This window comes from Streptomyces sp. WMMC500, from assembly GCF_027497195.1.
Taxonomy (GTDB): domain Bacteria; phylum Actinomycetota; class Actinomycetes; order Streptomycetales; family Streptomycetaceae; genus Streptomyces.
Window position 1 is genome coordinate 5,047,652 of the sequence record NZ_CP114905.1, and the last position, 26,594, is coordinate 5,074,245.

Consider the following 26,594-nt stretch of genomic DNA (forward strand, 5'->3'; position numbering starts at 1 on the left):
CGGGCGCTCATCCAGCGGGCCCGGCGGCGGAGAATGTGCGGGATCCCCAGATGGAGGTCCACTTCGCGATGCGCCGCAGCGCCCTGGAGCGGTCTGGCGTCCGGGGCGGGGGAGCGGTGGGTTCCTACGTCGTTGTAGTCATGCATCCAACCCATACCCCGGATCCTCCCCCCACCGGGCGGCCGGTAATCGCCCTTTCTCGAGTCCGTCGGCGTATGCAGGGTGCAAGTGCCGGGTGCGGTTGCCGCGCCGACGGTGCCGGGCCCGCGTCGCCCGGTCGGCGGAGGATGCCGTGCGGGCCGTGGACCGGTCGCTGACCTGCGGTGGTTCAGCGGTCGGGCTCGGGATCCCGCAGCCAACTGACGAGTTCGGTGGTGAACGCGACCGGGTCCTCCTCGTGCGGGAAGTGCCCGAGACCGTCGAAAAGCCGCCACCGGTACGGCGCTTCCACATACGCCACCGACCCGGCCGCACTCCGCGTGCGCATCACCGGATCGAGGGACCCGTGCAGATGCAGCACCGGCACCCGCACCGGCAGCTTCATCCGGCGGTAGAACTGTATGCCGTCCGGCCGCCCCAGCGACCGTACGAGCCAGCGGTACGGCTCCACCGAGCAGTGCGCCGTCGAGGGCACGGTCATCGCCCGCCGGTAGACCTCCAGCGCCTTGTCGTCCGGCTGCCGCGGCCCGGACCACGTGCGGATCAGCCGGCCGACCAACGCGGCGTCGTCGGCGACGAGTTGCCGTTCGGGCAGCCAGGGGCGCTGGGCGCTCCAGACGAAGGAGCCCGCGGCGCTCTGCCGCGGGTCGGTGAGCATCGCGGAGCGCCAGCGGCGCGGGTGCGGCATCGAGGAGACGGTCAGCCGGCGGATCAGCTTGGGCCGCATCACGGCCGCGGTCCAGGCGAGATAGCCGCCGAGGTCGTGGCCGACGAGCGCGGCGTCCGGCTCGCCGAGGGAGCGGATCACCCCCGTGACGTCGAGGGCGAGGTTCGCGGGGTCGTAGCCCCGGGGCGTACGGTCGCTGCCGCCGACGCCGCGCAGGTCCATGGCCACCGCGCGGTACCCGGCCTCGGCGAGCGCCGGCAGTTGATGCCGCCAGGTCCACCAGAACTGCGGAAACCCGTGCAGCAGCAGCACCAGCGGTCCTTCGCCCATCTCCGCGATGTGGAAGCGGGCGCCGTTCGCCGCGACCTCCCTGTGGACCCAGGGACCCTCGAGGTGGACTGCCGGATCGACTGGCGACGGTGCCGTCATGACTCCGAGCGTGCCACGTCCACGGCCGGCTTGCGTCGGTCCGCCGGATGACTTCTGCCGCGCAGCGAGTCGGACAGGACGCTGGCCGTCTCCTTGGTGGAGTTCATCGCGCGCTCGGGCTTGCGCATCTGGCGCATCTTGGCGATGCCCCAGAGGGCGGCGAGCGCGCCGAGGACCAGGTGGGCGCCGAAGACGATGAGGAACGACCAGCCGAGGGCCAGCCCCAGCGCGTGCAGCCCGTACGCGGCGGCGAAGCCGAGCATCGGGATGCCGAAGAGGACGAGGACGGCGGCGGCGCCGAGGGCGGTGCCGCCAGCACCGGCGCGCTTGATGTCCTCCCGGGTCTCGGCCTTGAGCAGGGCGATCTCGTCGTGGAGCAGCGCGCTCAGCCCGGTGGTGGCGGTCGAGACGAGCTGCCCGAGGCTCTGCTGGCCGTCGAGGTGGACGTCGGCGTCGAGGTCGGTGACCGTGACGCTCTTCGTGGTGCCGCTCTTCGCCGTGCTGACCTTCGCCGTGCCGCTCGCGTCCGCGGCCGTCCGGTTTCCTGCCGCACCGTCACCGGCTGCGCTCATCGTCCGTCCCTTCGCCGCCCGGAGTCACATCATGCCCGACGGTCACCCGACTCGCCGGGCGGGTGCCGCGTTTCGGCACGCCTCCGGTGTTCCGCGGCCTTTGCCTCGTAGATCACGGCCATCCGGAGGTGGTACTCCGGATCATCCTGCTGGTAGATGTCCGGTATACGGTCCTGGTCCTCGTCGCGCTCCTCCTCCTCCCAGATCGTCTTGTAGCGATTGTCGCGGATCTTGAGCATGAAGCACGCGATCACGGCGGCGATGAAGGAGCCCGTCAGCACCGCCGCCTTGGTCTCCTCGGCGAGCCCGCCGTCCTCGGCGAAGGCAAGCTCGCTGATGAGCAGCGAGACCGTGAAGCCGATGCCGGCGAGGGTGGCGACGGCGAAGACGTCGGGCCATCTCAGCGCCGGGTTCAGCTCCGCCCGGGTGAATCGGGCGGCGAGCCAGGAGCCGACCGAGATGCCGAGGACCTTGCCGAGGACGAGGCCGAGGACGACGCCGAGGGGCTCGGGGTCGGTGAACACCCCCGCCATCGAGTCGCCGTTCACGGCCACGCCGGCCGCGAAGAACGCGAAGACGGGGACGGCGAGGCCCGCGGAGAGCGGGCGTATCTGGTGCTCGATGCGCGCGCCGGGTGAGACCTCTTCGCCCGGTCGGGTGGTGACGCGCAGCATCAGGCCCATGGCGACGCCCGCGATGGTGGCGTGCACGCCGCTGGCGTGCATGAGCGCCCAGATGACGAGGGCGAGCGGGAGGTACACGTACCAGCCGCGTACCTCGCGGCGCTGGAGGAACCAGAAGAGGACGAGCCCGGCGAGGGCGCCGCCGAGGGCGACGAAGTCGATGCTGGCGGTGTAGAAGATCGCGATGATCAGGATCGCGAAGAGGTCGTCCACGACGGCCAGCGTCAGCAGGAAGGCGCGCAGCGCGGCGGGGAGGTTGCTGCCGATGACCGCGAGCACGGCGAGCGCGAACGCGATGTCGGTGGCGGTGGGGATGGCCCAGCCGCCGAGGTCGCCGCGGCCGGCGTTGACGGCGACGTAGAAGAACGCGGGGGTGACCATGCCGCAGAGCGCGGCGATGATCGGCAGCGCGGCGGCCCGCGGGTCGCGCAGCTCCCCGTCGACCAGCTCGCGCTTCAGCTCGACGCCGACGACGAAGAAGAAGATCGTCAGCAGCCCGTCCTTGGCCCAGTGGGCGAGATCGAGGCGGAGGTCGAGTGCGGAGGGGCCGAAGGTGAAGCCCTTGATGTCCTCGTACGTGCCGCTGAGGCCGCTGTTCGCGAAGACGAGGGCGACGACGGCCGCGGCCAGCAGGATCAGTCCGCCGACGGTCTCCGTACGCAGTGCCTCGGCGACGTACGTGCGCTCTCTGAGCGACGGCCGGCGCAGGAACTGGGACTGCTGCGGGCGCTGGGGCGCGGTCACGACGGGGCCTCCCGGGCGGTGGACGGCGGATACACGAGTGCTGTGTGCCGACCAGACTTCCCGGCGCGCCTCAGGGTTTTATCGCTCTCTTTACGTGTCTCCGCCACCCTACAGGCCGTCGCCGGTCGATCAACCTGGGGTCAGATTACGGGCAAAAAGGAGGTGTGGCGCGATCGGGCGGCGGGGGCTGCCGGCGGCGGGGTGTCCCCACCGCCGGCACCGCTCACCGCGCGCCCGGCCGCCCGGGCCGGCCGCCCGCGGCTCAGTCCTCCGAGGCCGCGGACGGCAGCTTGGCCTGGATGAGGTCCATGACCGTGGTGTCCGTCAGCGTCGTGACGTCGCCCATCTCGCGGTTCTCGGCGACGTCCCGCAGCAGCCTGCGCATGATCTTGCCGGAACGGGTCTTGGGCAGCTCCGCGACCGGCAGGATCCGCTTGGGCTTGGCGATCGGGCCCAGGGCCTTCGCCACGTGCGCCCGCAGCTCCTCCACCAGGCCGTCAGCCTCCTCCGCGCCTCCGCGCAGGATCACGAAGGCGCAGATGGCCTGCGTGGTCTGCGGGTCGGTGGCGCCGACGACCGCGGCCTCGGCGACCTTGGGGTGCGAGACGAGGGCCGACTCCACCTCGGTGGTGGAGATGTTGTGCCCGGAGACGAGCATGACGTCGTCGACCCGGCCCAGCAGCCAGATGTCGCCGTCGTCGTCCTTCTTGGCGCCGTCACCCGCGAAGTACCGGCCCTCGAAGCGGGACCAGTACGTGTCCTTGTAGCGCTGGTCGTCGCCCCAGATGGTGCGCAGCATCGACGGCCACGGCTCGGTGAGCACCAGATAGCCGCCCGACCCGTTCGGCACCTCGCGCGCCTCGTCGTCCACGACGGTGGCCGCGATGCCGGGCAGCGGCACCTGCGCCGAGCCGGGCTTGGTGCTCGTCACGCCGGGCAGCGGGCTGATCATGATGCCGCCCGTCTCGGTCTGCCACCACGTGTCCACCACCGGCGTACGGCCGGCGCCGATGTGGTCCCGGTACCAGATCCACGCCTCGGGGTTGATCGGCTCGCCCACCGAGCCGAGCAGCCTCAGGCTGCTCAGGTCGAACTTGGCGGGGATCGAGTCGCCCCACTTCATGCAGGCGCGGATCGCGGTGGGGGCGGTGTAGAAGATCGAGACCTTGTACTTCTGGACGATCTCCCACCAGCGGCCCTGGTGCGGGGTGTCGGGCGTGCCCTCGTAGAGCACCTGGGTGGCGCCGTTGGAGAGCGGGCCGTACACGATGTACGAGTGGCCGGTGACCCAGCCGACGTCGGCGGTGCACCAGAACACGTCGGTCTCGGGCTTGAGGTCGAACACGGCGTGGTGGGTGTAGGAGACCTGGGTGAGATAGCCGCCGGTGGTGTGCAGGATGCCCTTCGGCTTACCCGTCGTGCCCGAGGTGTAGAGGATGAAGAGCGGGTGCTCCGCGGGGAACGCCTCGGGGGTGTGCGTCTCCTCCTGCCGGTCGACGACGTCGTGCCACCACACGTCGCGGCCCTCGGTCCAGGCCACCTCCTGCCCCGTACGGCGCACCACGAGGACGTTGCGCACCTGGTCCGTACGCCCCACCGCGTCGTCCACCGCGGGCTTCAGCGCGGACGGCTTGCCCCGCCGGTAGCCGCCGTCGGCGGTGATGACCACGCGCGCGTCCGCGTCGGCGATCCGGGTGGCGAGCGCGTCGGCGGAGAAGCCGCCGAAGACCACCGAATGGGGGGCGCCGATGCGGGCGCAGGCCAGCATGGCGACGACCGTCTCGGGGATCATCGGCATGTAGATGGCGACGCGGTCGCCGGTCTGCACGCCCAGCTCCACGAGCGCGTTGGCCGCCTTGGCGACGTCCCGTTGCAACTCGGCGTAGGTGATCGTGCGGGAGTCGCCGGGCTCGCCCTCGAAGTGGACGGCGACGCGGTCGCCGAGGCCGGCCTCGACGTGCCGGTCCACGCAGTTGTACGCCACGTTGAGCGAACCGTCCTCGAACCACTTCGCGAACGGCGGGTTCGACCAGTCGAGCGTCTTGGTGGGCTCGGTGGCCCAACTGAGCCTCCGGGCCTGCTCCGCCCAGAAGCCCAGCCGGTCCGCACGTGCCTGCTCGTACGCCTCCGCCGTGACGTTCGCGTGCGCGGCCAGCTCGGCTGGCGGCTCGAACCGGCGCTCCTCCTTGAGCAGGTTGGCCAGGCTTTCGTTGCTCACGACATCTCCCTTTCCAGGATGTCCGCCTCAGTCCCGGGCCTAGCTCATCAGTCGCGGGGAGGGCGTGACAAGGGCCTGGGGATAAAATGGTTTAGACCTGTGGGCGGCCGAAGGCGCCGTGTGCTATCGGACATCACGCCGGAGCTGACCGCTTCCGCCGGCCTGCGGGCCCGGGGCGTACGGCGTCGAAGTCGCCCTGCGCTCCCAGCACATAAGCCTGCGCCTCACCGACGTGGAAGTACATGCCGTGCAGGCTCAGCGTGCCGTCAGCCAGCCGGCGGCGTACACACGGGTGCCGGCGCAGATGGTCCAACTGCTGCGCGACGTTGGCGAGGCTCACCCGCTCGGCGTCGTCCGCGTACGGCCGGCAGGCGATCCGGGGGCCGCCGGCCTGCGCCCGCGCCAGGCTCGGCAGCCCGTGCCGCAGCCAGCGCCGCAGCGGAGTGGGCGGCCCGCCGGCGGGCCCGGCGTCCCGGTGCGCTGCCTCCTCGTCGAGCAGCGCCTGCACGGCGCCGCAGCCGGAGTGCCCGCACACCGTGATCGACTCGACCTTCAGCACCTCGACGGCGAACTCGATGGCCGCCGCGACGGAGTCGTCGGGCAGGGCGGCGTCGGCCAGGGCGGCGTCGGCGGCACCGTCCCGGTCGGCACCGGTCCCGCCGTCGGCGCCGCCGCCCGCGTCCGTGCCGTCGCCGGTTCCGTCCGGCAGCGGCACCAGGTTTCCCACGTTCCGTACCGTGAACAGATCGCCCGGCCCGCTCGACGTGATCATGCTCGTGACCACCCGGGAGTCCGCGCACGTGAGAAAGAGCTGGGTCGGCCGCTGCCCCTCGCGGGCCAGCCGCGCCAGCTCGTCGCGCACCCGCGGCGCCGTGTTGCGCTGGAAGTTGCTGATCCCGCTGAGCAGCCGGTGCGCCGGGCCGTGCCGCTCCGGGGCCGGGACGCAGCAGTGGTTGCGCCACGGCGTCCAGGGGTGGCAGTGGTGCGCGGTGGCCGGCTCGGCGATGCGCAGGCCCGCGGCGGTGGTCAGCTCCGCGACGCCGCCGTGCGCGGCCTGCGCCTTGCGCCATTCCTGCAGCGTCTCGTACGCGGCGTGGTCCATGAAGGAGCCGGTCAGCTCCACCTGCGCCGTCGCGTCGGGCGGCACCTGCGCGAGCGCCCGGCTCAGCCGCGGGACGGCAAGGAACGTGAGCTGGCCGTGCACCTGCACGTGGTACGTGTCCCCCGCCGGGCCCCGGCCCTCGCCGTCCGCGCCCGGGGCCGCACCCCGGGCGGCGGCCCCGTCGCGCCGCTCCAGCGTCACCCGCGTACGGGACAGCCGGTGCAGCGACACTGCCACCGCCACCGCGATCCCCACGGCGACGCCCTCGAGCACGCCCAGCACCACGACGCCGGCCACGGTCGCCGCGTAGACGAGGATCTCGCGGTGCCGCCGCACCGACCGCACGTGGCTGATCTTCACCATCTGGATGCCGACCACCATCACCAGCGCCCCCAGCGCCGCCAGCGGGATCAGCTCCAGCATCCCCACCAGGAGCAGCGACGCCAGCACCAACCACACGCCGTGCAGCACGGCGGACCGGCGGCTGACCGCCCCCGCCGCGACGTTCGCCGAGCTGCGCACCGCGACCCCGGTGACCGGCAGCCCGCCGAGCAGGCCGGCGACGAAGTTGCCGGCACCCTGCGCACGCAGCTCCCGGTCGAGGTCGGCCCGCGGCAGGGGCCGCTCGTCGCCGCGCGCCGCCGCCAGCTTGTCGACCGCCACCGCGGACAACAGCGACTCCACGCTGGCTACGAGCGTGATCGTCAGTACCGCGGCGGCCAGCCCCAGCGCCGGCCCGTCCGGCATCCCCGCGAGGGCGTGGCTGCTCCAGGACGGCAGGTCGACGCGCGGCAGCCGCAGCCCGGTGAAGGAGGCGAAGCCGGTCGCGAGCACGATGGCGGCCAGCGCCCCCGGTACGTACCGGAGGGGACCCGTGCCCCGCCCGCGCAGCCACGGCCAGCCGAGCAGCACGACGACGACGACGGCGCTCACGGACACGGCACCGAGGTGCAGGTCGGCCAACTGGCCGGGCAGCGCCAGGGTGTTGTCGACCGGTGAGCTCTGCGGGCTGCCGCCGAGGACGACGTGCAACTGGGCCAGCGCGATGGTCGCGCCGATGCCGGCGAGCATGCCGTGCACGATGGCCGGGCTGACGGCCAGCGCGGCCCGGGCCACCTTGATCGAGCCGAGCGCGAGCTGGGCGAGCCCCGCGAGGGCGGTGATGGCGCAGGTGGTGCGCCAGCCGTACTGCTGGATGAGGTCGGCGGTGACCACGGTCAGCCCGGCGGCCGGTCCGCTGACCTGCAGCGGTGCCCCGCTGATGAGGCCGACGACGATGCCGCCGACGGCCGCGGAGAGCAGCCCTGCCTGCAGCGGGGCGCCGGTCGCGAGCGCGATGCCGAGGGAGAGCGGCATGGCGATGAGGAAGACGGTCACGGAGGCGGAGAGATCCGCGGCGAAGGGCCGCCTGGCGGCGGTGCGCTCCGCGGGCTTCGCGGGGCCGGGGTCTGCCGTCTGTTCCGGGAGGGTTTCCGGGCTGGGGCCGGGGTCGTGTTCCGGGTGGTCCGGGTCCTTCGCGCGCTCGGCGGAAGGGCTTCCCAGGGGCGTCGGGCGTCCTGCGGGCATGTGGCGTCTCCTCGGTGCGGAGGGGGCGTCTTGCAGCACGGGCACACGGGTTACGTCACTCAGTGTGACGGTACGGTGACCCTCAAGGGTGAGTAAATGAATCGTAATGCCACGTAAAGAGTGAGCGAAGCGTTTTGCGCCGGTCGGCCCACTTCTCCCATCCATCGAGTGAATACGGAGAGATAATCTGAATTCCCGGTTATCCCTCTTTCCGAGCGTGCGGCGAGAAATCGCGCGTGCATTCGGCTATTCGAGTCGGCACGTCCCTTGCGGCGTCGGGAAGAGGTGGGAGCTTTGTTCGGAACATGGCGGGCGACCGTGGGAATCTGCGGCGTCCTCGCACTGGGGGGTGTGACGGTCGCAAGCTGTTCCCCCGGGACGGGCCCCGACGGCGATACAGGGCGTTCGGATAACGGCCGCACGGCCGACGACGCCGGCAAGGGCCGGCCGATGAAGCTCATCGGGGACGGCTCCACGGCCTACACCGGCCCCCAGCCCAACCAGCCCACGATCAGCCGGATGACGGCCGGCGCCAGGCCGCCGCAGTTCGTCGTCTTCTCCTGGGACGGCGCCGGCGAGGACGGCCAGCGGCTCTTCTCCCACTTCCGCAAGGTGGCCCGGGAGAACGACGCGGCCATGACCTACTTCCTGAGCGGCGTCTATGTCCTGCCCCGGGGCAAGCGCATGGAGTACGCACCCCCCGGCCACCCCCGCGGCGCCTCCGACATCGGCTACCTGGACGAGGAGGAGGTCGGCGCCACCCTGCAGCAGGTACGCGGCGCCTGGCTGGAGGGCAGCGAGATCGGCACCCACTTCAACGGCCACTTCTGCGGCCGTACGGGCGTCGCGAGCTGGTCGAAGGAGGACTGGAAGAGCGAGATCGCGCAGGCCAAGCAGTTCGTGCAGCACTGGAAGACGAACACCGGCCGGAAGAAGGCGGATCCGCTTCCCTTCGACTACGACAAGGAGCTGGTCGGCGGTCGCGCCCCCTGCCTGGAGGGGCAGAAGAACCTCATGAAGGCCGCGAAGGAGATGGGTTTCCGCTATGACACCAGCGGTGTCAGCAGTCAGGTGTGGCCCGAGAAGAAGGAGGGCATCTGGGATCTGTCGCTGCAGGAGGTCCCGTTCCCCGGCCGCTCCTTCGAAGTCGTGAGCATGGACTACAACTTCATGGCCAACCAGTCGGGCACCGCCTATGCGCCCCCCGCCCAGCACGCGGCCTACGAACGGCAGATGCGCGAGGGACTACTGGCGGGTTTCGAGCGCGCGTACACGACCAACCGCGCGCCCCTCGTCATCGGAAACCACTTCGAGAGCTGGAACGGCGGCGCGTACATGCGCGCCGTAGAGGACACCATCAAGACCGTCTGCCCCAAGAAGGACGTGCACTGCGTCTCCTTCCGGCAGTTGGTGGACTGGCTGGACGCCCAGGACCCGGCGGCGCTCGCGAAGCTGCGCACGCTGGACGTGGGCGAGCGGCCGGCGAAGGGCTGGGAGAAGTTCCTGGCGGAGACGGCGAAGCGGGGGAGCGCCAAGCGCGCCGGTGGGCCGGTGAAGGCCGAGCGGAAGGACCACGCCGGCACCGCGAACGCCAGGCAGCCTCAGGCGGGCTGAGGGGCGGCGGCCGTGCCCCGCGCGACCGGCCGGGGCTCCGGCGGCGCGGTCTCGCCCAGGACGAAGCCGGGGTCGATCTGGTCCGTCAGGTCGGCTCCGGTCTTCGCGTTGCCCCAGCTCTCGGCGTTCCTGCGGTGGAAGTGCACCATCTGGGCGGTGTAACGGGCCCAGTCACGCCGCTCGTACGACGCGTCCACGGCCCCGTACAACTCCCGCAACACCTGCGCGGCAGGCTCCTCCAGCGTCGCGAACGCCGGCGGGCGGCCCTTCTCCATCGACCGCACCCAGGCGGAGTGCGGGAACGCGGCGAGCAGGTCGGGGCCCACCTCCGTGTGCAGGAACTCCAGGTCCTCCGGGCTCTCCACCTTGTTGCCGACGACGCGCAGCGCGATGTCGAAGTCGCGCGCGTACTCCTTGTACTGGCGGTAGACGGCGACGCCCTTGCGGGTGGGCTCGGCGACGAGGAAGGTCATGTCGAAGCGGGTGAACATCCCGGAGGCGAAGGAGTCGCTGCCCGCCGTCATGTCGGCGACGACGTACTCCTCACGCCCGTCGACCAGGTGGTTGAGGCACAACTCCACCGCGCCGGTCTTGGAGTGGTAGCAGGCGACGCCGAGGTCGGCCTCGGTGAACGGGCCGGTGACCATGAGGCGTACGGAGCCGGTGTCCAGCCGCACGGGGCGGGCGCATGCGGCGTACACCGGATTGTCCCCGGTGACCGTGAGCAGGCGGGAACCGGTGCCGGGGGGCGTCGTCTTGATCATGTCGGCCGCGTCCGCGATCCGCGGGTTGTCGCCGCGCAGGTGCTCCTTGATCAGCGGGAGATGCGCGCCCATGGCGGGCAGCCGGGCGGCCTCCTCCTCGTCGAGCCCGAGTGCCGCCCCCAGGTGCTGGTTGATGTCCGCGTCGATGGCCAGCACGGGTCGACCGGTGGCGGCGAGGTGCCGGACGAAGAGGGACGACAGGGTGGTCTTGCCGCTGCCGCCCTTTCCCACGAAAGCGATCTTCATGTTCAGAAACGGTAGCGGGATCTTGCGTCGCGGTCAGCGAAAGGGCTGGACAAGTCCACCCCATCGGGTTGCGTAGTCTCGTACGCATGACAAGCGTGACCGACCCGCTGGCGGCCCTGAGCACCCTCCCCGGAGTGGAGGAGGCGGTGTCCTCTGTAAGGAGGGCGGTTGATCGCGTGTACGGGCACCGGGTGATGCGGCGGCGCAGCAACGAGGTGTCGGCGGAGGCGGCGCTGCGGGGCGCGCGGGCGTCGGCGGCGCTGTCGGGGGCGGACTGGGCGCTGGAAGAGGTACGGCGGCGCAGCGACTTCTCCGGCGCGGGGGAGCCGCGGACGGTGGGTGGGGCGCTGCGGGTGAACGCGGAGGCGGGGCAACTGCTGAGCATCTGGCGGCAGTCGCCGATGCGGGTGCTGGCGCGGCTGCACGTGATGGCGTCGGGGGGTGCTGGGGCGGAGAGTGCCCTCGCGGCCGCCGCGGGGGACCCCGGCGACGGGGTCGGTCGGCCGCGGCTGGCAGGCGAGAGCGTCACGGAGCCGGGTGCAGCGCTGCCGGAGCCGCTGCCGGACGCCGACGAGACGGCGGCGCGGCTGGACGCGCTGGCGGCCCTGGTGGTCGCGGGCTCGTCCGCGCCGGCGCTGGTCATGGCCGCGGTGGTGCACGGCGAGTTGCTGACGCTGCGGCCGTTCCATACCGGCAACGGGCTGGTCGCGCGGGCCGCCGAGCGGATCGTGCTCGTCGGTAGCGGGCTGGACCCGAAGGCGGTCTGCCCGGCCGAGGTGGGGCACGCGGAGCAGGGGCGCGGGGCGTACGAGACGGCGCTCGCGGGCTACGCGAGCGGGACGCCGGAGGGCGTCGGGGGATGGATCGCGCACTGCGGCAGGGCGGTTGAACTGGGGGCGCGCGAGAGCACGGCGGTGTGCGAGGCGCTGCAGCGCGGGGCGGCGTAGCCACGCGCGGGACGTGCGCCGGGGCCGCCCGGCTCGTACGGCCTGCTGGGCGCGATGTGCGCTGGACGCAGGGGTGCGGCTGGACACAGAGGTGCGGCGGCGCCCGGGGGCGCCGCCGCCATCTCATGTCCGCCGGGGTACCAGTGCGTGCAGAATTCTTTGCCCATCAGGCCCGGCACCCGTCCGTTGCCTGGTGTGGCGGTCCCTATTCGAGGGATCGGCGTCGCGTGGGTTCCCGACTTCCATGTGCGGTCCGCGGGGCCGTGGTTGCTGGGGATCCTCCTCGGATGCCCTGGTCTCGCGGGCCGTAATTCCTTTGTACTCCTGTCCGCGGGGAGAGGGAAGCCCAGCGCGTAGATATTTACTTTCACCTGCAAATGCTAGCGAAGGTTAATTATCGGGCGAAACGGAAAGTCTGCAGGTCGGGGCCGGATGCGGGCCCTCAGGCCGCCTGGAGGCGGCGGCGGTACGCGTACCAGACCACCCCGGCCGCGGTCGCCGCCGCCAGCCCCGCGGCGGCCGCGGCGAGCACCGGCCGGGAGGGCAGCGAGAACTGCGGCAGCCGCTGCTTCAGCCGTACGGGACGGGCGAACGACAGCACCGGCCAGTCGCGCTGCTCCGCCTCACGGCGCAGCGCCCGGTCGGGGTTGACCGCATAAGGGTGGCCGACGGTCTCCAGGAGGGGCACGTCCGTGATCGAGTCGCTGTACGCGTACGAGCGCACCAGGTCGTACCCCTCGGCCGTGGCCAGCTCCCGTACGGCCTCCGCTTTGGCGGGCCCGTAGGCGTAGTAGTCGATCTCGCCGGTGTAGCGGCCGTCCTCGACGACCATCCGGGTGGCGATCGTGCGGTCCGCGCCGAGCAGTTCCCCGATGGGCTCGACGACCTCGGCGCCCGAGCTGCTGACGATGACGACGTCGCGGCCGGCGAGATGGTGGTCCTCGATGAGGGACGCGGCCTCGTCGTAGATGATCGGGTCGATGAGGTCGTGGAGGGTCTCGGCCACGATGTCGCTCACGTGGGCCACGTTCCAGCCGCGGCAGAGGTTGGAGAGGTAGGCGCGCATGCGCTCGGTCTGCTCGTGGTCGGCGCCGCCCAGGAGGTAGATGAACTGCGAGTAGGCGGATCGGAGTACGGCCCTCCGGTTCATCAGCCCACCGTGGTAGAACGGCCGGCTGAAGGCCAGCGTGCTCGACTTCGCAATGACCGTCTTGTCCAGATCGAAGAAGGCGGCCGTCCTGGGCAACGAGTGGTTTTCCACGAGTGCGAGCATAGGCGCCCACCATTCGGCGTAAGGTGTGGCGCGTGGGTTTGCCTGAGAAGGCTCTCGGGTACACCATGGAAGTCACGGATCGTTCGCGACCGTGCTAACCCGGACCGGCTCCTCCCCCCCCGAGTCGGCCGTGGGGACGACCCCCGCTCTCCCCCCCGGCGGGGGTCGTCGCATGTCCGGACTCCGGTTTTTCTCGTCTTTTCTCCGGTCGCGTCGGATCTTCTTCCGCTCTTCCCGGTCGCACCTTGCTTCGGGCCGTCCTTCGGGCTGTCTTCATCACCGTCGTGGAACTAGACGCATCACCGTGGGTAACCGTTGCCCTGGATCTGCATACTCCCCCGATCGGGTGACGGAGTTGTCCACAACCGGTGGGTTGTCCCCAGATTCTCACCAAGATCCCCGAGGGGTGGGGCGGTGGGGGCACGGTGGGGGTCGGAAGCGGGCCGGGCGCCGCCGCGGAAGGCGGTGGCGCGGGCCGGAGGGGACGGCGTGCCGGGTGGCGCGGCGGAGGAAGCGGGGGAGGCGGCGTCATGGGCCGGGTGTGGAGCGGTGTGCTGCGTGAGGGGAGCGCGGCTGCTTGTGCCGGGGGTGTTGCCGGGAGTGTTGCCGAAGACGGCGCCGGCGGGCGGCCGTTGGTCGTCACGGAGGACGAGGACCTTCTCGACGACCTGCTGCGCCTGTGCGCGGCGGCGGGTACGCAGGCGGAGGTCTCGCACGCTCCGGGGCGGCCGGACTGGGCCGCGGCGCCGCTGGTGCTGGTCGGGGACGACAGCGCCGCGCGGCTGGGCGCGGCGGGGCCGGCCCGGCGGGACGGGGTGGTGCTCGTCGGCCGGGATCAGGACGAGCCGGGGGTGTGGGAGCGGGCGGTAGCGGTCGGGGCGGAGCAGGTGCTCGTGCTGCCGGACGGGGAGACGGCGCTGGTGGACCGGATCGCCGACGCCGCGGAGGGAGTCGGCGCGCAGGCCCGCACGGTCGGCGTCGTCGGCGGCCGGGGCGGCGCCGGGGCGTCCACGCTGGCCTGCGCGCTCGCGGTGACGGCGGCGCGGGCCGGGCGGCGGACGGTGCTGGTCGACGCGGATCCCCTGGGCGGCGGGCTCGACGTGCTGCTCGGCGGCGAGGAGGCGGAGGGGCTGCGCTGGCCGGCCCTCGCGACCTCGCGGGGGCGGATCGGCGGAGCCGCGCTGGAGGAGTCGCTGCCGCGGCTGCACGAACTGCGGCTGCTGAGCTGGGACCGGGGCGGCGGCGATCCGGGGGCGGCCGCGGTGTCCCCGGAGGCGATGCGCTCGGTGCTGGCGGCGGCCCGGCGGCGGTGCGGGGTGGTCGTGGTCGACCTGCCGCGGCGGGTGGACGAGCCGGTGGCCGAGGCGCTGGCCCAGGTGGACGTGGGGCTGCTGGTGGTGCCGGCGGAGCTGCGCGCGGTCGCGGCGGCGCACCGGGTGGCCGATGCGGTGCGGATGGTGCTGGGCGATCTGCGGGTGGTGGTCCGGGGCCCGACGCGGGGCGGCCTGGTGGCCGGGGACGTGGCGGAGCTGCTGGGCCTCCCCCTGGCGGGTGAACTCCCGGCCGAACCGGGCCTGCCGCAGGCCGCCGAGACCGGTGGCCCTCCCCCGGGCGCCCGCCCCCGAACCCCGCTGTCCCGCTTCTGTACGGACTTCTGGACCCGGGCCCTCCCGGGCGCGGGCCAGGAGGTGACGGCATGAAGGGGACGGAGCAGGCCGCGGAGCGTCTGGTCACGGGCTCGGGGCGGACCTTGCCGCAGCGCGGCCGCGGGCGGGGCGCGGAGGGCGACAGGGGAGCGGCGGCCACCGCCGCGGTCCGTACGGCCGCCCGGCCCACCGGTCGGCCGGGCCGGGGGCCGGTGGGTGCGCCCTCGCGTGGGGGGCCGGAGGCGGTGCTCGCCCGCGGCGCCCGGCCCCCGGAGTTCGTACGGGGACGTCCGCCCGCGCCGCGGCGCTCCGGCGGAGGTGCCGGGGAATCGGGCGCCGTGTCGGGGCAGTTGGTGGGGGCCGTGCGGCGGCGGTTGGCGGAGGACGGCGGGGAGCCGACGCCCGCCGGGGTGGCCGCCGCGCTGCGGCGGGAGGGGCGGCTGCTCGGCGACACCGAGGTGCTGGCCATCGTGGGCGCGCTCCGTTCGGAGATGGTCGGAAGCGGGCCGCTGGAGCCGCTGCTGGCCGAGCCGGACGTCACGGACGTGCTCGTCACCGCGCCGGACGAGGTGTGGGTGGACCGGGGGCGCGGCCTGGAGCGGGTCGACGTGCGGTTCGCGGACGGCGACGCCGTGCGGCGCCTTGCGCAGCGTCTCGCCGCCGTCGCCGGGCGCCGGCTCGACGACGCGCGCCCGTGGGCCGACGCCCGGTTGCCCGACGGCACGCGGCTGCACGCGGTCCTGCCGCCGGTGGCCGTGGGCTCGGCCTGTCTGTCGCTGCGGGTGGTGCGGCGGCGGGCGTTCAGCCTCGCGGAGCTGGCCGCCGCCGGGACGGTGCCGCCGGGCGGCGAGGGGCTGCTGCGCGGACTCCTCGACGCCCGGCTGTCGTTCCTGGTGAGCGGCGGTACGGGCAGCGGGAAGACGACGTTGCTGAGTGCGTTGCTGTCGCTGGTGCGACGGGACGAGCGGATCGTGCTGGCGGAGGAGTCGGCCGAGTTGCGGCCGGATCACCCCCACGTCGTACGCCTCGAGGCCCGTCCCGCGAACCAGGAGGGTGTCGGCGAGGTGACCCTCCAGGACCTCGTGCGGCAGGCGCTGCGGATGCGCCCCGACCGGCTGGTCGTGGGCGAGGTGCGGGGCCGGGAGGTCGTCGATCTCCTGGCCGCGCTGAACACGGGCCACGAAGGGGGCTCGGGCACCGTCCACGCGAACGCGGCGGGCGACGTGCCCGCGCGGCTTGAGGCGCTGGGCGCGGTCGCGGGCCTGGACAGGCCCGCTCTGCACAGCCAGTTGGCCGCGGCGGTGTCGGTGCTGCTGCACCTGGTGCGCGACCGGCGGGGGCGACGGCGTATCGCGGAGGTGCACGTGCTGGAGCGGGACGGCGCGGGGCTGGTGACGGCGGTGCCCGCGGCGGTCTGGGCGGCCGGGGGGTTCGCGCGGCGGGCCGGGTGGCCGCGACTGGAGCGCCTGTTGGAGCGGGGCGGGGGAGCGGAGTGAGTGGGGAGGTCACGGCGTTGGCGCCGGCGTGCGGGGCGGCGATGTGCGCGGGAGCGGCCGTCGTGCTCGCGGGCGGGCGGAGGCCCGCGGTGCGGCGTGCCCGCGCGCTGCTGGGGCCGCCGGGGAGCGCGGAGCGGGCGGGCGCGTGGCGGCGGGTGGCCGCAGTCGTACGGACGTGGGGTGGGCGCCGCGAGTGGTGGTGCCTGCCGGCCGGGGGCGCGGTGGCGCTGCTGGGGGCGTCGTGGCTGCCGTTGCTCGCGGGAGCGGTGGCGGTGCCGCTCGTCCGGCGGCGGTTGCGCCGCCGGGAGCGGCGCGGTGCGCAGGCGTGCCGGGCGGCCGCCGTGATCGAGCTGTGCGCGGCGGTGGCGGGAGGGCTGCGGGCCGGCCGGCAGCCGGCCGCGGCGCTGCTCACCGCGGCGCCCGGCGGTCCCGCGGGCGGTCCCGAGGTGCTGGCCGCCGCGCGGTTCGGCGGCGACGTGCCGGGTGCGCTGCGTGCGGCGGCCGGCGCCCCCGGCGCGCAGGGGCTCGCGGGGATCGCCGCGTGCTGGCAGGTGGCCGCGAGCGGCGGCGCCGGGCTCGCGGACGGGCTGGACCGGGTGGCCGCGGCGCTGCGCGCGGAGCGGGACGAACGGGACGAGTTGCAGGCCCAGTTGGCGGGCCCGCGGGCGACGGCGCTGCTGCTGGCGCTGCTGCCCGGCTTCGGCCTGCTGATGGGTTCGGCGCTCGGTGCAGCGCCGCTGCGGGTGCTGCTGCACACGCCGGCGGGGCTGGTCTGCCTGGTCGCGGGCGGTCTGCTGGAGTGGGCGGGGCTCGCCTGGGTGGGCCGGATCGTGCGGGGTGCGCATGCGCGCTGAGTTCATCCACAGCCTGTGGACGGCGCTTTCCGTCCTGGCCGCCGCGTACTGCGCGGCGGACGCGGCTCTCGCGTCCTGGCGTGCACGCGCCTCGCGGCGACGGTTCCCCGCCGTGCTGGGCCCCGTGGCGCCGGCCGCACGGCCGGGGTCGCCCGGGCGGTCCGGCGGCGGGCCGCGGCCGGCCGTGATGCGGCTCCGGGAGACCGCGGTGCGGTGGGTGCCGGGTCTGCTCGCGGGGGTCGCCGTGCTCATCTTCGTCGGCGGGGCGGTCGGCGCCGTGGCGGGACTCGCCGCGGCGTACGGCATACGGCGGTGGCAGCGCCGCGCCGCCACCCTCGCGCGACGGGACGCCGGCATACGCGCCGGCCCCGACCTCGCCCTGGCCGCCGACCTCCTCGCCGCCTGCCTGGCGGCGGGCGCGGGTCCGCGGGACGCGGCCGCGGAGGTGGGCCGCTCGTTGGGCGGTCCGGTCGGGGAACGCCTGGCGCGGGGCGCGGCGGAGCTGCGCCTCGGCGCCGCGCCGCACGCGGCGTGGGCGCCCCTCGCGGAACTCCCGGGCGCGGCCCGGCTGGCCGGCTGGCTGGAGCAGGCGGGCCACACGGGCGTACCGGTGGTCGACGCGGTCTCCCGGCTGGCCGCCGAGTGCCGGGCGGAGGAGACGCGAGCGGCGGCGGCCCGTGCCCGCAGGGCGGGCGTCAAGGTGGCGGGCCCGCTGGGGCTGTGCTTCCTGCCCGCGTTCCTGGCGGTCGGGGTTTCGCCGGTGGTGATGGGCCTGGCGACTCGGTTGCTGGGCGGCAGTGCATGACGGACATGGACACGGACACGGAGACACGGGGGTCGAGATGGTCGGCAGGTTCGCCCGGAGGGTGCGCGCGTACGCGCGGAGGCTCGGCGGGGACGCGGGGATGACCACGTCCGAGTACGCGGTGGGCACGATCGCCGCGGTCGCGTTCGCGGCGATCTTGTACAAGGTGGTGACGAGCGATGCGGTCGGCGGCGCGCTGCAGGCGGTGGTGGAACGCGCGCTGGACGTCCCGTTCTGACACGGGCGACGCCGGGGCGCGGACGGATGCGGAGTCCGCCGGGCGCGCTGTCCGGGGGCGCGGGGACGCGGGGGTCGTGACCGCGGAGGCGGCGGTGGCCGTTCCGGCGCTGGTGTTCCTCGCTCTCGGGCTGGTCTGGGCGCTGATGGCCGCCGCCGCGCAGATCCAGTGCGTGGACGCCGCCCGCGCGGGCGCGCGGGCGGCGGCCCGGGGTGAGCCCGCGGCCGACGTGCGCGGGGCCGCCCTGGCGGCGGCTCCCCGCGAAGCGGCCGTGACGGTGGCGCGGGACGGCGATCTGGTGCGCGTACGGGTACGGGCGGCGGCGCCGGGACCGGGGTCACTCTCCCTCGACCTCGGCGGGGAGGCGGTCGCCCTTGCGGAAGAGACCGTTCGATGACCGGGGCGGGGCGACGGTGTGGTCGGCGCTGGCCTGCTTCGCGCTGTGCGCGGTGTTCGCCGCCGCGCTGGGGCTGGGGCAGGCGGTGCACTCCCGCCACCGCGCCGGCGGGGCCGCCGACCTGGCCGCGCTGGCGGCGTCGGACCGGGCGCTGCTCGGCGAGGCGGCGGCTTGCCGGGCGGCCCGGCGGGTGGCGGCGGCGCAGGACGCCCGGCTGCTGCGGTGCGCCGTGTCCGGCGAGGTCGCGGACGTCGTGGCGGCGGCCCGTACCGGCCGCTTCACCGCAGAGGTCCGCTCCCGGGCCGGCCCGCCGTCCCCGGCCGGCGACCGCCCGGGGTTGCGGTAGAGCGCGCTCCAGCCTTCAGACTCCGCCCGTGGCAGACACACGAAAGGACTCCGCATGAAGTACCGCACGATCGGTGCCGACCCGCAGAACCGGCGCGAGGTCAGCGTGCTCAGCCTCGGCGCCATGCTCTTCGGCTCCCGGACCGACGAGGAGACCTCGTTCGCGATCCTCGACCGCTACGTCGAGGCCGGCGGCACGTTCGTCGACACCTCCGACAACTACGCGTTCTGGGTGGACGGTTCGCAGGGCGGCCAGAGCGAGAGCCTGCTCGGGCGGTGGCGGCGCAGCCGGGGGATCGGGGACGAGGTGGTCGTCGCGACCAAGCTCGGCGCCCGGCCGCTCGCCCCCGGCACCTCCTATGTCGACAACGCCGAGGGCCTGTCGGCGAAGGTGATCCGGCAGTCCGCGGACGAGAGCCGGCAGCGGCTCGGAATGGAGAAGCTGGACGTTCTCTACGCGCACATCGACGACATGACGGTGCCGCAGGAGGAGACCGTCGAGGCGTTCGGCGCCCTCGTGGCGGAGGGTTCCGTCGGGCTGCTGGGCGTGAGCAACCAGTGGGTCTGGCGCGTCGAGCGGGCCCGTGCCCACGCGGCGTCGGCCGGCCTCGCCGGGTACGAGCTGCTGCAGTACCACCACACCTACCTGCGCCGGCGGACTGACCGCCCGAGCGAGATCGACCCGGACGGTTCACCGGGCGGCGTGGACGGGGCGATGCTCAGCTACCTGCGCCACCACCCGGGGCTCACGCTCGTCGCGTACTCGCCGCTGCTCGCCGGCGGCTACGTCCGCGCGGACAAGCCGCTCGGGCACGAGCTGGACCACCCGGGGACGCCGGCGCGGCTGGCGGCGTTGCGGGCGGTGGCGAAGGAGGCCGGGGCGACGGTCAACCAGGTGGTGCTGTCCTGGCTCATCGGCGGGGAGGTGCCGGTGATACCGCTGGTCGGCGCCTCGTCGGTGGCCCAACTGGACGAGAGCCTCGCCGCGGTGGACCTGGAGCTGACGGAGGACCAGCGGGCGCGCCTCGACGCCGCCGGCTGATCCTTTACGGGACCGGGTGTCGCCCGCCGGGCGCGGCCAGGGGGCCGGGTGCGGTTCGCCGCAGCCCGTCAGCCCCCGTCCGCCGCCCGGGTCGCCGGCGGCACCTCCCCCGGCACCTCCCCCGGCTCCGCCCGCGGCTCCGCCGCCGCCAGCAGCGTCGTCAGCAGGCGCAGCGCCGCCGCCTTGTCCAGCGGGTCGTTGCCGTTGCCGCACTTCGGGGACTGGACGCAGGACGGGCAGCCGGTGTCGCACTCGCAGGCGGCGATCGCCGAGCGGGTGGCGCTGAGCCACTCGTGGGCGACGCCGAAGGCGCGTTCGGCGAAGCCCGCGCCGCCGGGGTGGCCGTCGTAGACGAAGACCGTCGGCAGCAGGGTGTCGCCGTGCAGGGGTATGGAGACGCCGCCGATGTCCCAGCGGTCGCACGTGGCGAAGAGCGGCAGCATGCCGATCGCGGCGTGCTCCGCCGCGTGCAGGGCGCCGCCCAACTGGTCCTGGGCGATGTCCGCCGCGTCCAGTTGGTCGTCCGTGACGGTCCACCAGACGGCGCGGGTGCGCAGCGTCCGCGGCGGCAGGTCGAGCTTCGTCTCGCCCATGATCTCGCCGGTGATCAGCCGGCGGCGCAGGAAGGAGACCACGTGGTTGGTGACCTCGACCGACCCGAAGCAGAGCCGGGCGTCGCCCCACGGGATCTCGCGTTCGGTCTCCAGCACGGAGACGGAGGTGGTGTCGCGGGCGACGGTGGTGTACGGGGGGTCGGCGCGCTCCACGAGCGCCACGTTGTCCTCCAGGTCCAGGGTGCGGACCACGTAGGTGCGGCCCTGGTGGAGGTGGACGGCGCCGGCGTGGACGGTGGTGTGGGAGGCCGCGGCGTCGACGGTGCCGAGCAGGCGGCCCGTGCCGTCCTCGACGACGTCGACGGGGCGGCCGCCCCCGCCGCGGATGTCGGTGAGGTCGCAGGCGCGTTCCCGCCGGGTCCAGTGCCAGGCTGCTGCCGCGCCGCCGCCGCGCCGCCGCAGCAGCCCGCGGTCGGCGAGCTGCGGCAGCAGCCCGGCGGCCTCGGCGCCGAAGTACGCCGTGTCGCCGGTGAAGTCGGCGTCGGTCAGCGGCAGTTCGGCGGCTGCGGCGCACAGGTGCGGGGCGAGCACGTACGGGTTGTCCGGGTCCAGCACCGTGGACTCCACCGGCCGGTGGAAGAGCGCCTCCGGGTGGTGCACCAGGTACGTGTCCAGCGGGTCGTCCCGCGCAACCAGCACCGCCAGCGCGCCCTGCCCGGACCGGCCCGCGCGTCCGGCCTGCTGCCAGAGCGAGGCCCGGGTGCCGGGGTAGCCGGCGATCAGCACGGCGTCCAGCCCCGACACGTCCACGCCCAGCTCCAGCGCGGACGTCGCGGCCAGCCCCAGCAACTCGCCGGACTGCAGCGCGGCCTCCAGGGCCCGCCGCTCGTCCGCCAGATAGCCGCCGCGGTAGGCGGCGACCCGGTCCGCCAGCGCCCGGTCGACGGCCGCCAGCCGGTCCTGGGCGATCATCGCGACCAGCTCCGCGCCGCGCCGGGAGCGGACGAAGGCGACGGTTCGTACGTCCGCGACCGCCAGGTCCGTCAGCAGCTCGGCGCACTCAGCCGTGGCCGTGCGCCGCACCGGCGCGCCCCGCTCGCCGTGCAGCTCCGTCAGCGGCGGCTCCCACAGGGCGAACGCGACCTCCCCGCGCGGCGACGCGTCGTCCGTGACCTCCGCCACGGCCCGCCCCGTCAGCCGCTGCGCCGACAGCCCCGGCTCGGCCGCCGTGGCGGAGGCGAGGAGGAACACCGGGTCCGCGCCGTAGCGGGCGCAGAGCCGGCGCAGCCGCCGTACGACCTGGGCGACGTGGGAGCCGAAGACGCCGCGGTAGGTGTGGCACTCGTCGATCACGACGTAGCGCAGGGCGCGCAGGAAGGAGGACCACCGGGAGTGGGCCGGGAGTATGCCGCGGTGCAGCATGTCGGGGTTGGTGAGGACGAGGTTGGCGTACAGGCGCACCCACTCGCGCTCCTCGGCGGGCGTGTCGCCGTCGTAGACGGCCGGGCGCACGGCCTTGCCGAGCGGGGCGGCCAGCGCTTTGACCGCACGCAACTGGTCGGCGGCCAGCGCCTTCGTCGGCGCCACGTACAGGGCCGTCGCGCCCCGCCCGTTGGGGGCCTCGGAGCCGTCGAGCGCCGCGCTGAGCACGGGCGCCAGATACGCCAGCGACTTGCCCGACGCCGTGCCCGTGGCGGCGATCACGGACTCGCCCGCGAGCGCGTGCGCCGCCATCCGCGCCTGATGGGCCCACGGCCGCTCGATCCCGGCGGCCTCGATGGCGCCGGTCACCTCCGGCCGGATGCCCGCAGGCCAATCGGCATGCCGGCCGCCGCGCGGGGGCAGGTGCTCCGTATGGGTGATGCGAGCGGCGCGGTCCTCCCGGGCGGCGAGCCGGCGCAGCGCGGTGCGGGGCGAGACATGCGCCGGACCGTCCGCGGTGCCGTCCGCCGCCGTGCGGTCGGCCGTGCCTCGCATCCGCCCGTCCGGCCGTGCGGCCGGTGTGACGTGGGGTGCACCGGACCGCGCGCCGGGCCGGCCGACCGGCCGGGTGCCCCCGGCCGCGGGGGCCGCCCCCGGCTCGTTCGCGTCCCCCCACTCGTTCGCGTCCATCGGCACGAGTGTGTCACCGACGCGACGGACAATGCCCCCAAGGCGTCGTGCACGCCCTGGGGTAAGTGATTGAATGCCATGGCGGATGCCGATCCGTCTCCGGCCGGACGGCGGGGGACGCCCGGGGCAGCCGCTCGCTGAAAGGTGCTGGAGGATCCGTGGACCTGTCCCTGTCGACGCGTACCGTGGGCGACCGCACGGTCGTCGAAGTCGGTGGCGAGATCGATGTGTATACCGCCCCCAAGCTGCGCGAGCAGTTGGTCGAGCTGGTCAACGACGGGAGCTACCACCTGGTCGTCGACATGGAGCGGGTCGACTTCCTCGACTCCACCGGCCTGGGTGTCCTCGTCGGCGGACTCAAGCGCGTCCGGGCCCACGAGGGCTCGCTGCGGCTGGTCTGCAACCAGGAGCGCATTCTGAAGATCTTCCGTATCACGGGCCTGACCAAGGTGTTCCCCATCCACACCTCGGTCGACGAAGCCGTCGCCGCGAAGGACTGAGACGGGACGCCGCACACGGCGGAGGGACCGGGCCGCGCGCCGGGTCCCTCCGCGGTTGGCTCCGGTACGGATGCTTCCCGTGGCGATACGGGATGGCGTGGGATGACGTGAAGGGGATGGCATGCCCACCGTTGAATTGCGCTTCAGTGCCCTTCCCGAGCACGTCCGCACGGCCCGCCTGGTGGCGGCCGCGGTCGCGCGCAGGGCGGGTGTGGACGAGGCGGTGCTCGACGAGGTGCGTCTCGCCGTCGGCGAAGCCTGCCTGCGCGCCGTCGGGCTGCACCAGCACAACGGGATTTCGGGGCCGGTGCGGGTGGTGCTCACCGAGGAGGAGAAGAAGTTCTCCATCGAGGTCGGCGACGACGCGCCGACGGCCCCCGGCCACGTGCCCGCGGCCCGCAGCACCGCCGAGACCCACCCGGACCCGGACGGCGACGGGAACGCCAGCGGCCCGGGCGGCGACGAGTCCGGCATAGACGACGAGATGGGCCTCGCGGTCATCAGCGGCCTTGTCGACGACGTCGAGGTCACCGCGGGCGAGTCCGGCGGCACGATCCGGATGAGCTGGCCGGCCGCCTCCGCCGCGGCGGGCGCCTGACGCCCGTACGGACCTTCCGACGCCCGTACGGCCCCTCTGACGCCGGTACGGCCCGTCTGACGCCCGTACGAGGACTCCGACGCCCGTACGGCAGGGGCCGCGCCCCCGCGCCGGCCCGCACCCCCACGGCGGCCTGACGTCGACGGCCGGCCTTCTCCGCGCAGGGCCCCGACCCGCGAACGCCCGGCCCGGACCGATCGACTCCGGCCAACCGCCGATCCACCCGCCCCGCCGCCCCCGGCTCTCCCCTCACCCACCCCTTGACCCGGGCATTTCAAGATCAATGCGCTTCTGATCAGCGCTTTCCCCGGGCTTCGAGATCATTTTCAGGCCATTGCCCCGCCGTTCCCACATCCCTCTTTCGAGCGAATTGACGGACGCGCTTCGCCGCGTTGATCGTCGTCGGAGCCGAATTCCCCCGGGGACGCTCTGTTTTGTTCTGGTTCCGCTCCCTACAATCCGTCCACAACTTGCAGCTCAGGACGCCTGAGCGCTGCGGCCGCCCAAACCCCGACCGCCGAAACCCGCAGTCGGGGCTGCCGCGCGCCCATGTGCCGTACGTCAAGGAGGACGAATGGCGGGGCATTTCACCCCACTACAGCAGGACCACCTACTGGCCGTGGAACTCACCGGCGGCAACCGTGCCATCGTGGCGATCATCGCCGTGATCGCGGTCGCCGCACTCGCGGTCGCCGTGGTGCTGCTCCGTCAAGTACTCGCCGCCGGCGAGGGCACGGACAATATGAAGAAGATCGCGGCGGCGGTACAGGAAGGCGCAAACGCCTATCTGGCCCGCCAGTTGCGCACGATCGGCATCTTCGCCGTCGTGGTGTTCTTCCTGCTCATGCTGCTGCCCGCCGACGACTGGTCGGAGCGGGCCGGACGCTCGCTCTTCTTCCTGGTGGGCGCCGCCTTCTCGGCCGCGACCGGGTACATCGGCATGTGGCTCGCGGTCCGCAGCAACGTGCGCGTGGCCGCCGCCGCGCGCGCCGCCACTCCGCGCGAGGGCGAGCCCGCCAAGGACCTCACCGCGGTGAGCCACGAGGCGACCAAGCTCGCGTTCCGCACCGGCGGTGTCGTCGGCATGTTCACCGTCGGCCTCGGCCTGCTCGGCGCGTGCAGCGTCGTGCTCGTCTACGCGGCCGACGCGCCCAAGGTGCTGGAGGGCTTCGGCCTCGGCGCCGCGCTGATCGCGATGTTCATGCGTGTCGGCGGCGGCATCTTCACCAAGGCCGCCGACGTCGGTGCCGACCTCGTCGGCAAGGTCGAGCAGGGCATCCCCGAGGACGACCCGCGCAACGCCGCCACCATCGCCGACAACGTCGGCGACAACGTCGGGGACTGCGCCGGCATGGCGGCCGACCTCTTCGAGTCGTACGCCGTCACCCTGGTCGCCGCGCTCATCCTGGGCAAGGTCGCCCTGGGCGACGCCGGCCTGGCCTTCCCGCTGATCGTCCCCGCGATCGGCGTCGTCACCGCCATGATCGGCGTCTTCGTCGTGGCGCCCAAGGCCAGCGACCGCAGCGGCATGACCGCCATCAACCGCGGCTTCTTCATCTCCGCGGTGATCTCCCTGGTGATGGTCGCCATCGCCGTCTTCGCGTACCTCCCCTCGTCGTACGCGGACCTCGACGGCGTCGGCGCGGGCATCGCCGAGCACGACGGCAACCCGCAGGTGCTCGCGCTCGTCGCGGTCGCCATCGGCATCGTGCTCGCGGCGGTCATCCAGCAGCTCACCGGCTACTTCACCGAGACCAACCGCCGTCCCGTACGGGACATCGGCAAGACCTCGCTGACCGGCCCGGCCACCGTCGTCCTCTCCGGCATCTCCATCGGCCTGGAGTCCGCCGTCTACACCGCCGTCCTCATCGGCCTGAGCGTCTACGGCGCGTTCCTGCTCGGCGGTACGTCCGTCATGCTGGCGCTCTTCGCGGTCGCCCTGGCCGGCACCGGCCTGCTGACCACCGTCGGCGTCATCGTCGCGATGGACACCTTCGGCCCGGTCTCCGACAACGCCCAGGGCATCGCCGAGATGTCCGGCGACGTCGAGGGCGAGGGCGCCCAGGTCCTCACCAACCTGGACGCGGTCGGCAACACGACCAAAGCCATCACCAAGGGCATCGCCATCGCCACCGCGGTCCTCGCGGCGGCGGCGCTCTTCGGCTCGTACCGCGACGCGGTCAACGAGGCGGTGGCGGAAGCGACGAACGTCGGCAACCCACTGGGCCTCAGCCTGGACATCGGGCAGCCGAACAACCTCGTCGGCCTCATCCTCGGCGCCGCGGTCGTCTTCCTCTTCTCCGGCCTGGCGATCAACGCCGTCTCGCGCTCCGCGGGCGCGGTGGTCTACGAGGTCCGCCGGCAGTTCCGCGAGCGCCCGGGGATCATGGACTACTCGGAGGAGCCGGAGTACGGCAAGGTCGTCGACATCTGCACCCGGGACGCGCTGCGCGAGCTGCGTACGCCCGGTCTGCTCGCCGTCATGGCGCCGATCGCGGTCGGCTTCACGTTCGGCGTCGGCGCGCTGGCCTCGTTCCTCGCCGGCGCCATCGGCGCGGGCGTGCTGATGGCGGTCTTCCTGGCCAACTCGGGCGGCGCCTGGGACAACGCCAAGAAGCTCGTCGAGGACGGCCACCACGGCGGCAAGGGCAGCGAGGCCCACGCCGCCACGGTGATCGGCGACACGGTCGGCGACCCGTTCAAGGACACCGCGGGCCCGGCGATCAACCCGCTGCTGAAGGTGATGAACCTCGTGGCGCTGCTGATCGCGCCGGCGGTGGTGAAGTTCTCGTACGGCGACGACTCCAACGTCGGCGTGCGGATCGTCATCGCGGGCGCGGCCATCGCGGTCATCGCCGGCGCCGTGTACATCTCCAAGCGCCGCGACATCGCGGTCGGTGACGAGGAGGCGGAGCCCGCGGCGTCCACCGGTTCGCCGCCGAAGTCGTCGACCGATCCGGCGGTGGTCAACGGCTGAGACGGAGTTCTACGGCACCACACCCCGCCGGCCGGGAGGCGAGAGC

The 26,594-nt window shown here is 73.7% G+C and carries 21 protein-coding genes; 13 read left to right on the forward strand and 8 right to left on the reverse strand.

Features of this window, described 5'->3' with window-relative positions:
• Positions 1 to 328: 328 nt before the first annotated feature.
• From O7599_RS21740 to O7599_RS21760, 5 genes are all read right to left on the reverse strand, one after another.
• A complete protein-coding gene (locus O7599_RS21740; RefSeq protein WP_281617273.1) occupies positions 329 to 1,255 on the reverse strand; it encodes an alpha/beta hydrolase in 927 nt (308 codons plus the stop codon).
• Positions 1,252 to 1,827, reverse strand: coding sequence for a phage holin family protein (locus tag O7599_RS21745; protein ID WP_281617274.1), 576 nt, complete (start codon positions 1,825 to 1,827; stop codon positions 1,252 to 1,254). The genes O7599_RS21740 and O7599_RS21745 overlap by 4 nt, the downstream gene beginning before the upstream one ends.
• 29 nt (positions 1,828 to 1,856) lie before the next feature.
• On the reverse strand, positions 1,857 to 3,254 hold the full coding sequence (gene nhaA, locus O7599_RS21750; RefSeq protein ID WP_281617275.1) for a Na+/H+ antiporter NhaA: 1,398 nt from the start codon (positions 3,252 to 3,254) through the stop codon (positions 1,857 to 1,859).
• A 262-nt stretch (positions 3,255 to 3,516) separates the two neighbouring features.
• Positions 3,517 to 5,472 carry an acetate--CoA ligase gene (gene acs, locus O7599_RS21755; RefSeq protein ID WP_281617276.1) on the reverse strand — a complete coding sequence of 652 codons (1,956 nt, stop codon included), beginning with the start codon at positions 5,470 to 5,472 and terminating at the stop codon, positions 3,517 to 3,519.
• Between the two features lie 133 nt (positions 5,473 to 5,605).
• A complete protein-coding gene (locus O7599_RS21760) occupies positions 5,606 to 8,140 on the reverse strand; it encodes a SulP family inorganic anion transporter (RefSeq protein WP_281617277.1) in 2,535 nt (844 codons plus the stop codon).
• 450 nt (positions 8,141 to 8,590) lie between these two features.
• Here O7599_RS21760 and O7599_RS21765 point away from each other — a divergent pair, with 450 nt between their 5' ends.
• On the forward strand, positions 8,591 to 9,754 hold the full coding sequence (locus O7599_RS21765; RefSeq protein ID WP_348652558.1) for a hypothetical protein: 1,164 nt from the start codon (positions 8,591 to 8,593) through the stop codon (positions 9,752 to 9,754).
• On the opposite strand, the gene O7599_RS21770 is transcribed toward O7599_RS21765, so the two are convergent.
• The gene (locus O7599_RS21770; protein WP_281617278.1) at positions 9,742 to 10,764 is read right to left on the reverse strand and encodes an ATP-binding protein; all 1,023 of its coding nucleotides are present in this window, start codon (positions 10,762 to 10,764) and stop codon (positions 9,742 to 9,744) included. The two genes, O7599_RS21765 and O7599_RS21770, sit on opposite strands and share 13 nt — an antisense overlap.
• An 86-nt stretch (positions 10,765 to 10,850) precedes the next feature.
• Here O7599_RS21770 and O7599_RS21775 point away from each other — a divergent pair, with 86 nt between their 5' ends.
• Positions 10,851 to 11,711, forward strand: coding sequence for a Fic family protein (locus tag O7599_RS21775; RefSeq protein WP_281617279.1), 861 nt, complete (start codon positions 10,851 to 10,853; stop codon positions 11,709 to 11,711).
• A gap of 442 nt (positions 11,712 to 12,153) precedes the next feature.
• On the opposite strand, the gene O7599_RS21780 is transcribed toward O7599_RS21775, so the two are convergent.
• Positions 12,154 to 12,984: an HAD family hydrolase gene (locus tag O7599_RS21780; RefSeq protein WP_281617280.1), complete on the reverse strand. Its 831-nt coding sequence runs from the start codon at positions 12,982 to 12,984 to the stop codon at positions 12,154 to 12,156.
• A gap of 530 nt (positions 12,985 to 13,514) precedes the next feature.
• Here O7599_RS21780 and ssd point away from each other — a divergent pair.
• The 8 genes from ssd to O7599_RS21820 all read left to right on the forward strand — a co-directional run bounded on the left by ssd (position 13,515) and on the right by O7599_RS21820 (position 19,807).
• Positions 13,515 to 14,684, forward strand: coding sequence for a septum site-determining protein Ssd (ssd, locus tag O7599_RS21785; RefSeq protein ID WP_348652559.1), 1,170 nt, complete (start codon positions 13,515 to 13,517; stop codon positions 14,682 to 14,684).
• A gap of 296 nt (positions 14,685 to 14,980) precedes the next feature.
• Positions 14,981 to 16,126: a TadA family conjugal transfer-associated ATPase gene (locus O7599_RS21790; protein WP_281623469.1), complete on the forward strand. Its 1,146-nt coding sequence runs from the start codon at positions 14,981 to 14,983 to the stop codon at positions 16,124 to 16,126.
• Positions 16,123 to 16,980, forward strand: a complete 858-nt coding sequence (locus O7599_RS21795; RefSeq protein WP_281617282.1) for a type II secretion system F family protein — start codon at positions 16,123 to 16,125, stop codon at positions 16,978 to 16,980. The genes O7599_RS21790 and O7599_RS21795 overlap by 4 nt, the downstream gene beginning before the upstream one ends.
• Entirely contained in the window at positions 16,964 to 17,785 is an 822-nt protein-coding gene (locus O7599_RS21800; RefSeq protein ID WP_281617283.1) for a type II secretion system F family protein, read from the forward strand. Before O7599_RS21795 ends, O7599_RS21800 begins: the two co-directional genes overlap by 17 nt.
• Positions 17,786 to 17,822: 37 nt before the next feature.
• Positions 17,823 to 18,023 carry a DUF4244 domain-containing protein gene (locus O7599_RS21805; RefSeq protein WP_281617284.1) on the forward strand — a complete coding sequence of 67 codons (201 nt, stop codon included), beginning with the start codon at positions 17,823 to 17,825 and terminating at the stop codon, positions 18,021 to 18,023.
• A 76-nt stretch (positions 18,024 to 18,099) separates the two neighbouring features.
• Positions 18,100 to 18,420: a TadE family type IV pilus minor pilin gene (locus O7599_RS21810; RefSeq protein WP_281617285.1), complete on the forward strand. Its 321-nt coding sequence runs from the start codon at positions 18,100 to 18,102 to the stop codon at positions 18,418 to 18,420.
• The gene (locus O7599_RS21815) at positions 18,398 to 18,766 is read left to right on the forward strand and encodes an Rv3654c family TadE-like protein (protein ID WP_281617286.1); all 369 of its coding nucleotides are present in this window, start codon (positions 18,398 to 18,400) and stop codon (positions 18,764 to 18,766) included. The genes O7599_RS21810 and O7599_RS21815 overlap by 23 nt, the downstream gene beginning before the upstream one ends.
• 54 nt (positions 18,767 to 18,820) lie before the next feature.
• Positions 18,821 to 19,807 (forward strand): aldo/keto reductase, encoded by a 987-nt coding sequence (locus O7599_RS21820; protein ID WP_281617287.1) that lies wholly within the window; start codon positions 18,821 to 18,823, stop codon positions 19,805 to 19,807.
• 68 nt (positions 19,808 to 19,875) lie between these two features.
• Here the strand turns inward: O7599_RS21820 and O7599_RS21825 are convergent, their stop codons facing one another.
• Positions 19,876 to 22,473, reverse strand: a complete 2,598-nt coding sequence (locus tag O7599_RS21825; RefSeq protein ID WP_281617288.1) for a DEAD/DEAH box helicase — start codon at positions 22,471 to 22,473, stop codon at positions 19,876 to 19,878.
• 158 nt (positions 22,474 to 22,631) lie between these two features.
• On the opposite strand from O7599_RS21825, the gene bldG reads away from it, so the two are divergent.
• From bldG to O7599_RS21840, 3 genes are all read left to right on the forward strand, one after another.
• The gene (bldG, locus tag O7599_RS21830) at positions 22,632 to 22,973 is read left to right on the forward strand and encodes an anti-sigma factor antagonist BldG (protein ID WP_018835875.1); all 342 of its coding nucleotides are present in this window, start codon (positions 22,632 to 22,634) and stop codon (positions 22,971 to 22,973) included.
• Positions 22,974 to 23,094: 121 nt separating this feature from the next.
• Positions 23,095 to 23,571 carry an ATP-binding protein gene (locus O7599_RS21835; protein WP_281617289.1) on the forward strand — a complete coding sequence of 159 codons (477 nt, stop codon included), beginning with the start codon at positions 23,095 to 23,097 and terminating at the stop codon, positions 23,569 to 23,571.
• A gap of 574 nt (positions 23,572 to 24,145) precedes the next feature.
• Positions 24,146 to 26,548 carry a sodium-translocating pyrophosphatase gene (locus O7599_RS21840; protein ID WP_281617290.1) on the forward strand — a complete coding sequence of 801 codons (2,403 nt, stop codon included), beginning with the start codon at positions 24,146 to 24,148 and terminating at the stop codon, positions 26,546 to 26,548.
• The last annotated feature ends 46 nt before the right edge of the window (positions 26,549 to 26,594 follow it).

Excerpts from the sequence above, each read along its gene's own strand:
- O7599_RS21820 (WP_281617287.1), top strand. The coding sequence starts at position 18,821 with ATGAAGTACCGCACGATCGGTGCCGACCCGCAGAACCGGCGCGAGGTC.
- O7599_RS21745 (WP_281617274.1), bottom strand. The coding sequence starts at position 1,827 with ATGAGCGCAGCCGGTGACGGTGCGGCAGGAAACCGGACGGCCGCGGAC.
- O7599_RS21805 (WP_281617284.1), top strand. The coding sequence starts at position 17,823 with ATGGTCGGCAGGTTCGCCCGGAGGGTGCGCGCGTACGCGCGGAGGCTC.
- O7599_RS21825 (WP_281617288.1), bottom strand. The coding sequence starts at position 22,473 with ATGGACGCGAACGAGTGGGGGGACGCGAACGAGCCGGGGGCGGCCCCC.
- O7599_RS21840 (WP_281617290.1), top strand. The coding sequence starts at position 24,146 with ATGGCGGGGCATTTCACCCCACTACAGCAGGACCACCTACTGGCCGTG.
- O7599_RS21760 (WP_281617277.1), bottom strand. The coding sequence starts at position 8,140 with ATGCCCGCAGGACGCCCGACGCCCCTGGGAAGCCCTTCCGCCGAGCGC.
- O7599_RS21740 (WP_281617273.1), bottom strand. The coding sequence starts at position 1,255 with ATGACGGCACCGTCGCCAGTCGATCCGGCAGTCCACCTCGAGGGTCCC.
- O7599_RS21765 (WP_348652558.1), top strand. The coding sequence starts at position 8,591 with ATGAAGCTCATCGGGGACGGCTCCACGGCCTACACCGGCCCCCAGCCC.
- O7599_RS21835 (WP_281617289.1), top strand. The coding sequence starts at position 23,095 with ATGCCCACCGTTGAATTGCGCTTCAGTGCCCTTCCCGAGCACGTCCGC.
- ssd (WP_348652559.1), top strand. The coding sequence starts at position 13,515 with ATGGGCCGGGTGTGGAGCGGTGTGCTGCGTGAGGGGAGCGCGGCTGCT.
- O7599_RS21770 (WP_281617278.1), bottom strand. The coding sequence starts at position 10,764 with ATGAAGATCGCTTTCGTGGGAAAGGGCGGCAGCGGCAAGACCACCCTG.
- O7599_RS21775 (WP_281617279.1), top strand. The coding sequence starts at position 10,851 with ATGACAAGCGTGACCGACCCGCTGGCGGCCCTGAGCACCCTCCCCGGA.
- O7599_RS21780 (WP_281617280.1), bottom strand. The coding sequence starts at position 12,984 with ATGCTCGCACTCGTGGAAAACCACTCGTTGCCCAGGACGGCCGCCTTC.